The sequence below is a fragment of the Alkalibaculum sporogenes genome (genome assembly GCF_009362815.1).
In the GTDB taxonomy this organism is placed as follows: Bacteria; Bacillota; Clostridia; order Eubacteriales; family Alkalibacteraceae; genus Alkalibaculum_A; species Alkalibaculum_A sporogenes.
In genome coordinates this window covers 1-16,626 of the sequence record NZ_WHNX01000044.1, presented here as the reverse complement: position 1 = coordinate 16,626, position 16,626 = coordinate 1, and the positions used below count along the sequence as shown (strand labels likewise).

13 protein-coding genes are annotated in these 16,626 nt (G+C 33.7%); 11 read left to right on the top strand and 2 right to left on the bottom strand.

What is annotated here, in order from left to right; all coding sequences use genetic code 11:
* Nucleotides 1–280: 280 nt before the first annotated feature.
* The 10 genes from GC105_RS15435 (at nt 281) to GC105_RS15395 (ending at nt 11,916) form a co-directional block, all read left to right on the top strand.
* Nucleotides 281–712 carry a DUF4829 domain-containing protein gene (locus tag GC105_RS15435; protein WP_152806631.1) on the top strand — a complete coding sequence of 144 codons (432 nt, stop codon included), beginning with the start codon at nt 281–283 and terminating at the stop codon, nt 710–712.
* Between the two features lie 246 nt (nt 713–958).
* Nucleotides 959–1,630 (top strand): response regulator transcription factor, encoded by a 672-nt coding sequence (locus GC105_RS15430; protein ID WP_152806629.1) that lies wholly within the window; start codon nt 959–961, stop codon nt 1,628–1,630.
* A 1-nt stretch (nt 1,631) separates the two neighbouring features.
* Entirely contained in the window at nt 1,632–2,645 is a 1,014-nt protein-coding gene (locus GC105_RS15425; protein WP_152806627.1) for a sensor histidine kinase, read from the top strand.
* A 113-nt stretch (nt 2,646–2,758) separates the two neighbouring features.
* Nucleotides 2,759–3,526 (top strand): ABC transporter ATP-binding protein, encoded by a 768-nt coding sequence (locus GC105_RS15420; protein WP_152806625.1) that lies wholly within the window; start codon nt 2,759–2,761, stop codon nt 3,524–3,526.
* A complete protein-coding gene (locus GC105_RS15415) occupies nt 3,510–5,501 on the top strand; it encodes an ABC transporter permease (RefSeq protein WP_343030059.1) in 1,992 nt (663 codons plus the stop codon). The genes GC105_RS15420 and GC105_RS15415 overlap by 17 nt, the downstream gene beginning before the upstream one ends.
* 437 nt (nt 5,502–5,938) lie before the next feature.
* Nucleotides 5,939–6,592, top strand: a complete 654-nt coding sequence (locus GC105_RS17375; RefSeq protein WP_246169872.1) for an ABC transporter permease — start codon at nt 5,939–5,941, stop codon at nt 6,590–6,592.
* 25 nt (nt 6,593–6,617) lie between these two features.
* Nucleotides 6,618–7,505: a glycine betaine ABC transporter substrate-binding protein gene (locus GC105_RS17370; protein WP_246169871.1), complete on the top strand. Its 888-nt coding sequence runs from the start codon at nt 6,618–6,620 to the stop codon at nt 7,503–7,505.
* A complete protein-coding gene (locus tag GC105_RS15405) occupies nt 7,505–8,329 on the top strand; it encodes an ABC transporter ATP-binding protein (RefSeq protein ID WP_152806621.1) in 825 nt (274 codons plus the stop codon). The genes GC105_RS17370 and GC105_RS15405 overlap by 1 nt, the downstream gene beginning before the upstream one ends.
* Before the next feature lie 813 nt (nt 8,330–9,142).
* Entirely contained in the window at nt 9,143–10,537 is a 1,395-nt protein-coding gene (locus tag GC105_RS15400; RefSeq protein ID WP_152806619.1) for an MFS transporter, read from the top strand.
* A gap of 236 nt (nt 10,538–10,773) precedes the next feature.
* The gene (locus GC105_RS15395) at nt 10,774–11,916 is read left to right on the top strand and encodes an aldo/keto reductase (RefSeq protein WP_152806617.1); all 1,143 of its coding nucleotides are present in this window, start codon (nt 10,774–10,776) and stop codon (nt 11,914–11,916) included.
* Nucleotides 11,917–12,056: 140 nt separating this feature from the next.
* Here GC105_RS15395 and GC105_RS15390 read toward each other — a convergent pair whose 3' ends face one another.
* Both GC105_RS15390 and GC105_RS15385 read right to left on the bottom strand, forming a co-directional pair.
* On the bottom strand, nt 12,057–13,199 hold the full coding sequence (locus GC105_RS15390; RefSeq protein WP_152806615.1) for an iron-containing alcohol dehydrogenase: 1,143 nt from the start codon (nt 13,197–13,199) through the stop codon (nt 12,057–12,059).
* Between the two features lie 19 nt (nt 13,200–13,218).
* The gene (locus tag GC105_RS15385) at nt 13,219–15,168 is read right to left on the bottom strand and encodes an oxidoreductase (protein WP_152806613.1); all 1,950 of its coding nucleotides are present in this window, start codon (nt 15,166–15,168) and stop codon (nt 13,219–13,221) included.
* Between the two features lie 342 nt (nt 15,169–15,510).
* Here GC105_RS15385 and radC point away from each other — a divergent pair, with 342 nt between their 5' ends.
* Entirely contained in the window at nt 15,511–16,188 is a 678-nt protein-coding gene (radC, locus tag GC105_RS15380; RefSeq protein WP_152806610.1) for a RadC family protein, read from the top strand.
* The last annotated feature ends 438 nt before the right edge of the window (nt 16,189–16,626 follow it).

The following is a 16,626-nucleotide window of genomic DNA, read 5'->3' as shown; positions in this document are numbered from 1 at the left end:
TTTGGAGAAAGTATTCAGGAGCCGGATACGGCAAACGTAAGTCCGGTTCTGTGAGAGCAAAGAAACAGGATTAATTACCCTGTTTCTAGCTACTCGATCGCAAACCCTAAATGAACGGTAGGGGAGAACTGCGTTCTCCCGATACCCCAATACAATATAAAACCGCATATTAAATATGCTCAGCAATACATTCCCAACCATACCCACCACCACGAAGGTAGGGGAGAACTGTGTTCTCCCGATACAAGTAAAAATTTATATAATGAATGGAGAGTTTTTTATGAAAAAGATAATAGCATCTATTTGCATAATTTTAGTAGTATTTTCTTTAGCAGCGTGTAAACAAGTAGGTAAAACTAATAATGTTGAAGTGAATACCGGTAAATCTAATAAGTTTAGCCAAGAGGAAATAAATGATGCAATAAATTGTGTGAAGAAAAAATTCAAGGGTTTTGAAGGATGTAATCTTACAAAATTGTGGTATGATGAAGAAAAATCTAACGATTTTATTGAAGGGTATTTGGAAAATGGGAAAGGTTCAGTGAATGGTGTTAAGGCTGAGAATGTAATTGTATTATCGTCTGAATTTGATGTGGATTCTTCGGGTGGTGATGGGGGGTTTAATCCTAATTCAACTTACTCCAATTGGAATTGGATATTAATAAGGGAAAGCAAAACAAGTGATTGGAAAGTTAATGATTGGGGATATTAAATTCTTGTAGTACCATTATCCTTTTATAAAAAGTGTTCATGTCTTGTTTAAAAATATCAGACCAAAAACATTTTACAACAAAACACTTTTAAAATGTTTTATACTATATAAATAAACAATACTCAAAGGTATCAGACAATAATGATGGTTGGATAGTAAATAAAGAAATTCTGTAAACAGAGAAGTATAGATATTTGGATACCTATTATATAAATAATTGTCTATAAATAGATAGAGGGAATGAACATGTATAAAATACTAATAATTGAAGATGACTTACTTATAGCTAAATCTCTAAAAAAACATTTATGTAAATGGGATTATGAAGTAGAGTATGTAACTGATTTTAAACAGGTACTAGAGCAGTTTATTGAATATAATCCCCAACTAGTGCTACTAGATATCTCGCTGCCTTTTTTTAGTGGTTATCATTGGTGCACGGAAATTCGAAAAATCTCTAAAGTACCCATTATATTTATATCGTCGGCAAGCGATAATATGAATATTGTCATGGCTATTACTATGGGTGGAGATGATTTTTTAGCAAAGCCTTTTGATTTAAGTGTAATCACGGCGAAAGTACAGGCACTTGTACGGAGAAGTTATGCATTTCAGGGACAAGTCAATGTAATGGAGCATAATGGTGTCATTCTCAATCTAAGCGATGCTACTCTAAATTACCAGGATAAAAGAATTAATCTGACAAAAAATGATTTTAAGATTTTGCAGATACTGATGGAAAATTCAGGTCAAGTAATTGGGCGAGATATGATTATGACACGACTTTGGGAAAGTGACAGTTTTATTGACGATAATACACTTACCGTTAATGTAACTAGATTGCGCAAAAAATTAGAAGAAGCAGGACTAAGTAATTTTATTACAACAAAAAAAGGCATTGGATATATGGTAGGGTGATATGAAAAAAGATAAATGGTATAAAGTTATTCATGCATATGGTAAAGAAAATAGAAAAGTGTTGCTCGCATTTACCCTTTCTATAATGATATTTATAGTCGTGTTTTATTTATATTCTCTGCCACTTGAATCCGTTGTTTATGGTGCTAGCTTATCTTTCACAGTATTCATCTTAATCGGTGTATATGATTTTTACTCGTATAATAAAAAGCATGAAATAATACAGGATTCGGCACGAGATATCACAGTTGGTTTAGTAAAATTGCCGGAAGCAACGACTTTACTTGAAAAAGATTATCAAAGTTTAATCGGTGTTTTAAATGAAAACACTAGTAAGCTTATCTCTCAAGCGGATAGCAGTCGTTCCAATATGATAGACTATTATACCCTTTGGGCTCACCAAATAAAAACCCCAATTACAGCTATGCGGATATTATTGCAATCTGAGCACTTAGAGGGAAATAAGGATCTATTGTCAGAACTATTTAAGATAGAACAGTATGTAGAAATGGTTTTACAATATCTACGCCTAGAACATATTTCTTCTGATTTACAGTTTCGGGAGTATAATCTCGACTATTTAATTAGACAATCAGTAAAAAAGTACGCTCAAGTATTTATCCAGAAAAAAATAAAACTTGAATATAATGAAACTAGTTGTACTGTACTTACTGACGAGAAATGGTTGATATTTGTGATAGAGCAGTTGCTGTCAAACGCTTTAAAATATACCACCAAGGGTAAAATTGCAATCTATATGGACAAAAACACTGAAAAGACGTTGGTTATTGAAGATACAGGTATTGGAATACAAGAAGAAGATTTGCCACGTGTATTTGATAAAGGGTTTACAGGGTATAATGGAAGAACAGATAAGAAGTCAACTGGAATAGGTCTCTATTTATGCAAACAGATAATCAATAAACTATCTCATAGAATGACTATATCATCTCAGGTTAACTATGGTACTAAAGTAATGATTGATCTATCCTCTGTAAATACCTTTATAGAATGAAATGAAATCTTTCAAAAATGTAAGATTAGAAGAAGAAATGTAAGCCAGAGTTATGGTGGCTCATTTCTTATTTTTGTTATACTGAGTTTACAATAACATTAGGAGGAAATGAAATGCCATTATTAGATGTAAAAAATGTTAAAAAAGTATATACTACAAGATTTGGTGGTAATCATGTTCAAGCTCTTAGCAATGTATCTTTTTCTGTAGAGCAAGGAGAGTATGTTGCTATTATGGGTGAATCTGGTTCAGGGAAGACCACATTATTAAATATTTTAGCTTCACTTGATAAACCTACAAGTGGAGAGTTGTTGTTAAATGAAAAAAATATTGCATCCATCAAGGAAGGTGAAATATCTGCATTTCGTAGAGATAATCTTGGGTTTGTTTTTCAAGATTTTAATTTACTAGATACATTTTCTATAGAGGATAATATATTTTTACCTCTAGTTTTATCTGGAAAGTCCTATGGAGAGATGAAAAAACTCATTGAACCAATTGCAAGAAAGTTAGGTATAGAAGAAATTTTGAAAAAGTTTCCTTATGAGGTATCTGGTGGTCAGAAACAACGTGCTGCCATTGCAAGGGCGCTGATTACCAGTCCTCAGTTAATTCTTGCTGACGAGCCTACAGGTGCTCTAGACTCTAAAGCAACAGACGATTTGCTAAAATTATTTTCAAAAATAAATGGGGGTGGACAGACGATACTTATGGTGACTCACAGTACCAGGGCAGCGAGTCATGCAGGGAGAGTATTGTTTATCAAGGACGGCGAAGTATTTCATCAGATTTATAAAGGATCGATGTCTAATGAAGAGATGTATAAAAAAATATCGGACACACTTACTATAATTACTACTGGAGGTGCTAAACTTGAATAAGCTATTTTATGCGAAGTTAGCATTTTCCAATTTAAAGAAACAAAGAAGTATTTACTTACCTTATATATTGACAAGTATTTTATCTATATCCATGTTTTATATTATGAATTTTATTTCTGCCAATAATGGTATTGACGAAATACCAGGAGGAGACTCAATGAGATCAATCCTCATTTTGGGGACATATATCATTGGAATTTTTTCTACAATATTTTTGTTTTATACCAATAGTTTTTTAATTAAACGCCGAAAAAAAGAAATTGGATTGTATAATATTCTAGGTATGGAAAAGAAACATATAGGGAAAATGATGTTCTATGAAACAATTATTGTTGTCACTACAAGTCTTATTGCTGGATTGTTCGTTGGAATACTGTTAAGTAAATTAATGTTTATGTTGTTATTAAAAATCTTGCATTTTAGTGTGCCAATGGGTTTTACTGTTTCTATACCATCACTTATTATTACTGGAATTTTGTTTTTGTGTATTTTCTTTATTACCTTGTTATCAAATCTCAGACAAATCCATGTGGCAAACCCCATTGAACTGTTACGAGGTGGGAATGAAGGTGAAAAGGAGCCGAAAACGAAATGGTTACTCGCTATTATAGGTATCGGTACTTTGGGTGCTGGTTACTACATTGCACTAAAAACAGATAATCCATTGTCCGCACTTACTTTGTTTTTTGTCGCTGTTGTCTTGGTTATGATTGGTACTTATGCATTATTCTCAGCAGGTAGCATTGCGTTACTAAAAGCCTTAAAGAAAAATAAGACATTTTATTATAAGACGAAGAATTTTACTGCCGTATCTGGTATGATTTATCGTATGAAGCAAAATGCAGTAGGGCTTGCAAATATCTGTATTTTAAGTACTGCAGTATTAGTAATTATTTCTACTACCGTATCTTTGTATATGGGGATGGAAGATGTATTAGGGAACCGTTTCCCAAGTGATGTTTTAATCACTGTGAGAGACCCAGCAGATGAAATGACAGATAGAATTGTTGAAATGACCAAAGAAACAACGAAAGAGTATGGTATGGAAGTACAAAACTTTTATGATTACCATTATTTAGCCTTTGCTGCATCGAAAGACGGAGCTTCTTTTTTCACAGATTATGAACAATCAAATTCCACGAATGGGAATGTCTCTCAATTATACTTTATTACAGTTGAAGAATATAATCGATCACAAAAAAGTGCATTTACTGTGGGAGATGATGAAGTAATGGTTTATTCCTATAGGGGAAAATATCAAGAAAATGAATTTAAGATTTTTGATAAAAAATATAGAGTAAGGGCTCATCTACAAGATTTCGAAGCAGGAGGTTTAAATTCTGCGATGATTACTGATAGTTATTACATTATTGTGAAGGATAAGGCTGTAGTAGAGGAGTTATATGAAAAAGCATTATCTGTTTATGGAGAAAATATGAGTGATCCAGTTTACTATATTGGGTTTGATTTAGAGGGTAGTGATGAAGAGATTATTGCTTGTGCAGGGGCTATTCAAGACAAGATCCGAGTAGATTATCCAAATGCATATTTGGAAAATAAGCAGGAATCAACAGAATCATTCTATAGCATATATGGTGGATTCCTCTTTATTGGCATATTCCTAGGTACATTATTTATAATGGCTACAGTGCTAATTATTTATTACAAGCAAATTTCAGAAGGATACGATGATAAAGAGCGTTTTGAAATTATGCAAAAGGTTGGAATGACCAAGCAGGAAGTGAAAAGCGCTATTCGTAGTCAGATTATTACCGTATTTTCTCTACCCATTATTATGGCTGTAGTGCATATAGCTTTTGCTTTTAAGATGATTACAAAATTGCTTCAGGTGCTAAATTTAACAAATGTAATGTTGTTTTTTTATTGTACAGTGGCCACTATAATTATATTCGCAATTATATATGTCATTGTCTATGGACTCACAGCCAAGGTTTATTACAGGATAGTGAAATGAAAAAGTTAGCGAGTTTAAATGAATCACAATAAAGTAAAACATGAATTCGTAACTCTTTTAAGCCAACGAAAAAAGCTTAGTTAAAGTAATACTTTAACTAAGCTTTTTTCGTATAAGTTGGCTCTTGATTTTTAATTACTTGATTATATTTTCAATACAAAATATTAAGAGTGAACTTATATAAGAGATTTACTAAATATAATAATTCTTCGTGGGTATACCTCCAAAAGTTATAAATACTAGATATCTATACTTATATTATTCTTAATATCAGTAATTTCTGTCCAAATTACCACATAAGAATATAAAACACATTTATTACGAGAAACTCGGAACTAGCATTCTTATTTTAAATAGTATGCTGTTTTGCGTGAAGCGTTACGGGTATATAAAATTAGATTATAGAAAAAATGGCTGAAATAATATGAGGGTTAGTTATGAAGATTATTACAGATATACTCAATTTATATAAGGAAAGATTCTCTTTTTTTCTTGAATTATTGATACAACACATGATGTTAACTCTGATTTCTGTCTCAATTATCACAGTAATTGGATTATCTACTGGTATATTAATGACGAGAAATGAAGGATTCGCAAAGGTTGTTCTAATGGTAACTAACTTTATGTATACCATACCATCTATAGCACTTTTTGGTGTTTTAGTAATCATTACAGGTATTGGAAATAAAAGTGCTATTATTGCACTTGTTATTTATGGCTTATTACCTGTTATCAGAAATACATACGTGGGGATTAATGAAGTTGATAATCAGATTATCGAATCAGCTATTGGAATGGGTAGTACCAACATACAATTGTTGCTTCGAGTACAACTGCCACTAGCACTTCCAGTAATATTTGCCGGATTTAGAACGATGGTTATCATGACAATTGCTTTATGCGCTATAGCCTCATTTATAGGTGCGGGAGGTCTTGGTGTTGCTATATGGAGAGGTATTACAACGAATTTCCCTGAGATGACGCTAGCAGGTAGTTTGTTGGTTGCATTACTCGCAATTATAACAGATTTTATTTTAGAAATCGTTGAGAAACATATGAAAAAAAGAATTTGGGGTTCGGTCAAATAATAGAAATAAAAGGGGATGATTTATCATGAAAAAAACAGTTGTATCTTTGTTAATAGTATCTTTCATACTAGCTATATTAGTAGGGTGTACGAAAGAAGAGAAGAAGGTAGTAATTGCAAGTAAACCTATGACAGAACAATATATTATTGTCGAGATGTTAACCCATCTCATTGAAAAAAATACTGATATTTCGGTAGAACAAAAGATGGGAATTGGAGGTGGAACTGCAAATATACACCCAGGTATGTTAAATGGTGAGATCGATATTTATCCAGAATATACAGGTACTGGCTGGTTATTTGTACTAAAGGAAGATTTGATTAATGATCCTATGACTTTATACGAGGAAGTGCAAAAGTTGTATGAAACTGAGTACGATATTATTTGGTCTAATCTATATGGTTTTAATAATACATATGGGATTGCAGTAAAAGAAAAACTAGTATCAGAACTTAATCTCTCAACTTATTCTGATTTAGTTGATGTAAGCTCAGAGCTTAATCTCGGTGCAGAGTATGATTTTTATGAAAGAGAAGATGGCTATCCTGGTCTTGAATCGACTTATGGATTTACTTTTGGTGAACAAACGGAATTGGATATAGGACTAAAATATGAAGCAATTGGTTCTGATAAAGTTGACGCTATTAATGTATTTTCTACTGATGGCCGTTTAGAAGAATATAACTTGGTAGTTCTTGAAGACGATAAAGATTTCTTCCCATCTTATTATGCAGCTACACTTATTAGAAAAGAAACTATAAATAAATACCCTGAATTAGAAGACGTTTTAGCAATGTTAGATGATCAGATAAACGATGAGGAAATGACAAAAATGAATTATTTAGTTGAGATTGAAAAACAAGATCCTAAGGTAGTAGCCAAAGAATTTCTTGAATTAAAAGGCTTGTATTAATGGGTTTTATTGAATTCAATCATGTAGTAAAAAGCTATAGTGGGGATGTTAAAGTGATTGATGATATTACCTTATCCATAGAGAGAGGTGAGTTTGTCACTATAGTGGGTCCATCTGGTTGTGGTAAAACAACATTGCTAAAAATGGTGAACAAACTGATCCCTATTAGTCAGGGTAATATCTATATTGATGGGAAAGATGTGATAGATTGGGAAACGATTAGTCTTCGCAGGAGCATCGGCTATGTCATTCAACATATTGGTTTGTTACCACATTTAAATATAGAGGACAACATCAATTATGTGCCATCAATCAGTAAGAGAAAATCGGGAATTGATAAAAATAGAGCAAAAGAGCTCATAGAGTTAGTTGGCTTATCAGATGATTACTTGTCAAGATATCCAAGACAATTAAGTGGTGGGCAGATGCAGAGAATTGGTGTTGCAAGAGCTTTAACAGCAGATCCAGAAATTATTCTAATGGATGAGCCTTTTGGTGCGGTAGATGAGATAGCAAGAACACAACTACAACATGAGATTAAAGAAATTCATAAAAAATTAAAAAAAACTATTTTATTTGTAACCCATGATATTCAAGAAGCTTTAAAACTCGGGACAAAGATTGTCTTGCTCAAAAATGGGAAAATAGAACAAATAGGCACACAAGAAGAACTTGTTTTTAAACCGAAATCAGAATATGTGAAAGCTTTTTTTGGACTGAAGGGGTTTCAGGCTAGTTTAAACGAAAATGTAATGCACAATGTTTACAATAGAATTTTATTAAAACAAGAAACACTTGATGGTATATACCGCAAATTAGAGTAAACAATAGTGTCAAAATCACCCCAACACACCCCCACGGTATCGGGCGAACACAGTTCGCCGCTACGGAAACCCCACATGACGGACGGTAGGGGAGAACTGCGTTCTCCCGATACCCCTGCCAAACCTGCCCTCCACCGTAGGGGAGAACTGCGTTCTCCCGATACGCCAACACAATCCCAAACCTCACATCAAACAGTACCATCAATACATGCCCAACCATTTACATAATAATTGAAGCCATAATATTGGGCGAATACAGTTCGCCGCTACGGAAACCCCAAATGACGGACGGTAGGGGAGAACTGCGTTCTCCCGATACGCCAACACAATCCCAAACCTCACATCAAATAGTATCATCAATACATGCCCAACCATTTGCATAATAATTGAAGCCATAATATTGGGCAAACACAGTTCGCCGCTACGGAAATCCCACATGACGGACGGTAGGGGAGAACTGTGTTCTCCCGATACACCCGCCAAACCTGCCCCCGCTGTAGGGGAGAACTGTGTTCGCCCATCCTATGGAATCAACATATATACGAATAATAAAACTTAAATATAAATATACGTAACATTTATAATATTATAAATGTTACGTATATTTATAATATGTATTGACATAACATATTAGGTATGATTAAATTTAGTAGTAGTAGTAAATTGTCGAAGTATTACAAATAAATAAAAAAAGAAAGAAAGAAAGGAGAGGATAGTAAATAGAAATAGCAATATAGAAAAGTAGTATTAAAAATATTTATGAAGTAAAGGATTCACGATTTGTCATAATAAATTAACTAGGAGGAAATAATTATGGTACTTACAAAAAAACCTTTAAGCAAAGGTATTAAAACTTTTTATGGTTTCGGAGATATGTGGTTTGGAGCAATGACGATGGTCGAACTTTTCTTTTTCGTTTTCTTTTTAACAAATGTAGCAAAATTTTCATTGCCTATGGTAGCTATTATAGGATCTGTAACGAGTATTGTTGATGCAGTTTTATCGCCATTTTATGGTGCTGTTATCTCTGGTACGAAACCAATGAAATGGGGTCGAAATCGATCTTGGATGCTTGTGGCACCGCCATTTGTTGTAATACTTTTTATGTTGCAATTTACAAAAATTGGTCCATCAGAAGCAATATCAGCAGTTATTGTATCTTTAGGTTTTATTTTAAGTCATATTATTTGGAACATCGCTTGGGTAGGAAATGTATCTTTGATCCCTGTTATGGCAAACAACCCTGAAGAGCGTGGATTTCTTTCTGGTAGACGTATGACTTGGACAGCACTTGCTGGAGTATTCTTTTCTTATGTAGGACAACCTTTGGCAATGTACATAGGTCGAGTAAGTGGAAATGAAATTTTAGGATATACACTATTAGCAGGAATTATGGCATTTCTAATGATGCTTGGCTATTGGTTAGTATTTAAGCTCAGTGAAGGTTATGAACCTACTGCAGCGGAAGAAGCTGAATTAGCTAGTACTAGTGAAAAGCCAGTTACTCGAGTTTCTGTAGGAGATATGGTGAAAACGGTTACTAAAAATCCACCACTTATAGCATTACTGGTAGGAGACTTTTTCAGATTTATAGGATTCTTCGTAATTATGGCTTCAATAACCTATTACTTTACATATGTTGCACAAGATATGACTAAGTTAGCACCATATATGCTAATCAGTGCTCTTGCAGGTGTACTTGGTGCAGCAATAAGTTCTAAAATCATTCAAAAATTAAGTGCAAGAAATACTACAATTGTAGGGCTACTTGGGACAGGTATTATCTTAATTATAGCTAGTTTTGTAGCAATGAATGTTACATTGTTTTTTATATTGGTACCACTTGGAATGTTATGTTTCAATATTGTTGGAGCTGCAATAGTTGCCTTATATGCAGATGTAGCTATATATGGTGAATGGAAAACAGGTGAAAATGCTACTCCTTTTGTTATGGGATTAATGAACCTTTCCCTAAAATTAGCTGTTATTTCAAGAGGTATAGTAATTCCTCTAGTCTTGGGCGCAGCAGGTTTTAGTGCAAAGGTTGCTCCAGATGCTGTTAGTGAAGCAGTAAAGCAAGCTGTAATTAATATTAATATGTTGATTCCAGGAATTACTTCAATAATAGGTGCTGTTATAATATTACTAACATACAAATTAACACAATCAAAAGTTGAAGAAATACAAGCAGAAATTGACGCTAGATAATAACGAACAAATATATTAAGTAAAAAGAGTTGTCAAAATAATAATTTGGCAACTCTTTTTACTTGCTAGCTCTAACTTAGCTGCTCTAGTCTTTATTATAGAAGTAATTAGCTAAACTCTATTGACATAGAGTTTACTTTAAGATATATACTAAAGTAACGAGCTAAAAATATTTTTCACTGACGGTTACTATAATCCTATAGAAAAGCATAAAAAAATTAAATGGAGGAATGTAAATGTTGTACCGAAAGTTTGGAAAAACAAATGAAAATGTTTCAATTCTAGGATTTGGATGTATGAGGCTTCCACTATTGCCAGGTGGGGATACAACAAAAATTGATGAACAATTAGCAATGAAATTAGTTCACTATGCAATTGATAAAGGATTAAATTATATTGATACGGCTTACCCTTATCATGGTACTGGCATGGAAAACGGGGGTCAGAGTGAACTATTTGTAGCCAAAGTGTTGAAAAATGGTTATAGAGAAAAAGTTAAAATAGCTACAAAACTTCCAAGTTGGTTAATAAAAACTAGAGAAGATATGGATATATTACTAAATAAGCAGTTAGAAAGACTAGAGACTGACGTAATAGATTTTTATCTAGTACATGGTATTAATAGTAATGTATGGCCCATATTAAAAGAAGCGGGTATTACTGAGTTTTTAGATGATGCCATAAAAGATGGAAGAATAAAATATGCAGGCTTTTCATTTCACGATAAACTAGACTTATTTAAAGAGGTAGTAGATCATTATGATTGGTCCTTCTGTCAAATACAGTACAATTATATCGATGAAGATTTTCAAGCAGGCGCTGAAGGCTTAGATTATGCAGCTCAAAGAGGTTTAGGAATAGTAATTATGGAACCTATTAGAGGCGGAAAACTTGCAGATAATCTTCCAGAAGAGGCACTAAATGCTTTTGATAAATCGCAAATAAAACGAACACCTGCTGAGTGGGCTTTAAGATGGGTATCAAACCATCCTGGAGTTTCAGTAATATTGAGTGGAATGAATACTATGGATCAAGTTAAAGAAAATATAAATATAGCAAATGAAGCTACTACAAATTCTCTTACAAAAAAAGAATTAGAGATTGTAGATGAAGTGAAAGAGATTTTACAGGAAAGAATAAAAGTTAACTGTACAGCTTGTGGCTACTGTATGCCTTGTCCAGAGGGAGTAAATATTCCTAGTTGTTTCACCATGTACAATAATTATCAAATTTTTGGTAAAGAGGAAGCTTATAATATGAGAATGGCTCCTTCACAAAGAGCTTCAAATTGTGTAGAATGTGGTATATGTGAAACTCATTGTCCGCAAGGAATCTTAATTCGAGACGAATTAAGGAATGTAAAAGCTGTGTTTGAATAGTTGATATGATAATGAGGGCAACAAGAAGAGCCAAGAACAGGTAGTAGAAGGAGTACCTATACAAAAATATATAGGTGCTCCTTTAAAGTTAAGGAGTACCTATATATTTGACTAATATTCTATTGAATTAACATACATTTCTAATAATTATCGTAAATAGCTGCTAATATATCTCTTATTTCATCTAGTGTAAGTTCCTTAGGTATATATTGATAAGTTGGATCTTCTGTTATCATGCTAGCAGTATTTAATACGTCATCTCTAGTCATATCTAAATCTTTTAATGAGACAAAGTTTAGAGATTTAAGTAGATTTCTTATTTCGTTGGCAACGATTTCACCAATTTCAGTGCCTGATTCTCTGCCATTAAATTGGATACCCATAGCTTCTCCCACGATATTAACCTTTTGAGGAATTACACTTGCAGCGTATTTCATAACTTCTGGAAGAGCTAAAGCACACACATGACCGTGGGTTACGTGGAATTTTGCACCAAGTGAATGACCTATAGCATGACCGAGATGAACAATTGCATCATTGAAAGCTATACCGGCAAAATTGCTAGCTAGCAATAAGTTTCCTCTTGCTTCTATATTGTTTGGTTCTTTCATAGCTATGGGTAAATTAATCATAATCCTCTTTATGGCATCAGCACATAGAACTTCAGATTTAGTTACACTATCTTTTGTAGTTATAGATTCAGCAGCATGAGTGAATGCGTCCAGAGCTGTTTGAGCAGTAATGTGAGGTGGCATAGTTACCGTAGCTAATGGATCTAATATTGCCAGTGAGGCCGCGCCTAAGACTGAATTTTTAACGTCATTGGTAGTATCAGTTAAGACACTTATAAAGGTACTTTCACTACCAGTTCCAGCAGTTGTTGGAATCATAATAACGGGAACTCCTGGAGTGTAAAAAGGATCTTGAAAATACTGATTAATGGGAGGATCATTATTAATCAATATATTGATTGCTTTTGCGGCATCCATTGGACTTCCTCCACCAATGGCTACTATACCGTCAACGCCTTCTTTTCTGGCAATCGCTCCGCCTTCATTAACTATATAATCCGGTGGATTAGGTAAAACCTTTGTAAACTCAATGATGCTTAATTCTGCATCAATTAAACTTTTTTTACATACAGAATAAATATCACTTTTAGCCATAAATTCATCAGAAACTATCATGACTTTGCTACAACCTAAGTTTTTAACTTCTTGACCAGTCTGACTGATTGAACCTTCTCCAAAAATTACGGGACATAATTGCGAATATCTTTCCATCAACTAATTCCTCCTTGTTTTATAATTGGTATGCGTTAAGGAATCCTGACTCTATGGCATTTCTTATTTTACCCACATTTTTTGCATCCCCTAAAACGCGAACATTATCGAATTTAGACTCGATTTCTTGGATCATATCATTATTTGGACAAGTTCCTAGAGAGATAACTATATAGTCGTATTTACACTCTACTGATTCTGATTTATCGGTTTTTTCAAAAACAGCACACCCGTTTTCAATCTTAACTAGTCGATGTTTTGGATAAAACTGCACTCCTAAAGGTCCAAGGTGATTCATTATATCGATTAGATTTTGGAAATATAGTCCAGGTCCAATATCATCGGCCATTTCAAAAACGTGAACTTCATTTTTATTTTCTGCTAATAGATGAGCTGTCTCTAAACCAGTCATTCCTGAGCCCACTACTGCAATCTTTTTACCGGTTAGCTTTATATTACCTGATAGTATTTCTGTATTAACAATTACATTTTCTCCATCAATACCTGGAATTGACTTAGGTACTATAGGATTTGAACCTTGAGCTACAAACACAGCATATGGATTGAGTGCTTCTAAATCAGCTACAGTAGGCATTGTTCTATATTTGATTTCAATACCTTCTTTATCAACCTGTGTTTTTAAATAATTTATAAGCCAATTGATTTTCTCTTTTTTCGGAGGTTTATTTGCCAATTGCAATTGTCCACCTACTTGATTTGATTTTTCAAAAATTACAGGCTTATAATTACGCTTCGCTAAGATACGTGCAGCTTCAAGTCCAGCAGGACCAGCACCTATAATGGGTACAACCCTTTGATTTCCGTCTTCTTTAAAATCATTGTATTCCAATTCTTTTCCTGCCTGTACATTAATAGCACATTGGAAAGGAATATCGCCCATATCTGCTCCCATAAGAGTTTGCATACAATGAAGGCAAGAGATACATTTTCTGATATCTTCGGGTCTTCCTTCTTGAGCTTTATTGCCCCAATGATCATCAGCTAAATGCTGTCTTGCTGATCCTGCAAAATCCAATTTTCCTTCTTTTATCATTTGGTCAGCATATTCAGGATCACGAATAACTGCCACACCTATTACTGGGATAGATACTGCTTTTTTGATTGTTTCTGATAGATAGATTTTCCAACCTTGTTCATAAGAAGAAGGTTCCCAAGCGACATTCATAGTTTCATAAATGCCAGAACTTACGTTGAGGCAATCTACACCTATCTCTTCAAGTCTTTTGGCTATCTTTACACTTTCTTCTAGTTGTAAGCCAGTATCAGAACCAAGGAATTCATCAACAGATAATCTTACTATTATAGGATAATCTCCACAACGTTCTCTGATGCCTGTTACAATTTCTTCTAAAATTCTCATTCGATTTTCAAGGCTTCCTCCATATTCATCTGTTCTAATATTGGTATATGGACTTAAAAATTCATTAAGAAGATAACCGTGAGCTCCGTGGACTTCAACTCCATCAATTCCTGATTTTTGAAGTCTTTGTGCTGCATCTACAAATTTTGTTACTAATGCTTTGATTTCTTCTACTGTCATGGCAGCAGTAGGTTGTTGAACTAATTTACATGGAATATCACTAGGTGCGGCCATGGGTTTGTTTCCATTTACAACACTTATACCTTGTCTACCTGGATGGTAAATCTGTACGACGACTTTACTATTGTACTTATGTATCTCATTTGCTAATTCAGTTAATCCCGGCATGTATTTGTCATCATATACGCAGATTTGATGAGTATTTCCTTTTCCTCTTTCATCTACAACAGCACATTCAGTAAATACAACGCCTACCCCGCCTTTAGCTCGTTTACCATAAAAGGCAATGTCTACATCTGAAACAGTACCATCAGGGTTTGCCATATAATTACCCATTGGAGTTAACACAATTCTGTTTCTCGTTTCCATAGTCCCTATTCTCCCTGGAGCAAAGAGATTTTCAAACATAATAATTCCTCCTTTTTCAAAATACTTACTTTTTATATTATGTTTTTTTATTGTTTTTGTAAAGGCATAAATGATTATAAATTAAAAAAAAGAAACGAGAGTACAATATTATTTTATTCGTACTTAATAAAATATATACTTGAAAATAAGAATTGCTCAGATATAATTTGAAAATTATATCTGATAATAAGGTTTATTTATTCTATATAATTGGAACGACGATTTTTGAAAAATGATATACATTCTTTCTCGAATAAACAAAAGTAATTAACAAAATAAAGAGGAATTTCCTATATTCATGTCGAATATTCAAGCAAAGAAGTATATACGAGGGGGATAGCTATGGATAAAAATATCCATAAGGGACATCGTCTACGAGTAAAAACTAGATATATAAGAGAAGGGCTAGATAGCTTTCAAGATCACGAAGTATTAGAACTGCTCTTATTCTATTGTATCCCAATGAAAGATACGAATGAACTAGCACACACTCTCATAAGAGAATTTGGCTCTCTAGCAGCAGTATTTGATGCTGATCCCGAAACCTTATGTTCCAAAACAGATCTCACTCACAATACAGCAATACTATTATCTATAATTCCTTCACTGGCTAGAAGATACAATCAAAGTAAGTTTACGGACAAGCCTTTACTAAATAGCTCATCAAAAGCTGGAAAATACACTACATCTTTATTTACAGGTAGATTATATGAAGTGTTTTATGTAATTTGTTTAGATAGTCAAAGCAAAGTAAACCATGCTACATTGCTTCATGAAGGTACAATAAATGAAGCCCATGTATACCCAAGACTAATAGTAGAGACAGCCCTAAGAAACCAAGCCAATAGCATTATCCTAGCCCACAATCACCCTGGAGGGACAAAGGAACCTTCTCAGGCAGATATAGAAGTAACAAAGAGAATAAAAGTAGCAGTAGAAGCTATATCAATTAAGATAGTAGATCACATTATCGTATCAGGAGATACTTACTACAGCTTTGCAGAAAATGGTATAATATGAACATTTGATATCTCAAAGGAAGAAAACTACACCCATATGCAATTTTAGTTTTGACTACAAATTACCGTGTATTGAACAGTAGACAATCTTATCTCCTAATATAGTACATTAAGTAAAAAGACTGATATATTAAGGGATTAGGTCACTTAAAGTACTAGTTTAGGTATCATTAAAAAGAGGGAACAATATATTTGAAACTTCAATATATGATATAATATTCGCACTAGCAGATTGGCTCGCAGAATTCATGTCATTTTCCGTGCTTGCACGAGAAAAGGATATGGATTCTATGAGCAAGTGCCAACGACCGAAGCAGCAGAGCTGCTGAGGTGAAATCTGTAGCAGATTGGCTCGCAGAATTCATGTCATTTTCCGTGCTTGCACGAGAAAAGGATATGGATTCTATGAGCAAGTGCCAACGACCGAAGCAGCAGAGCT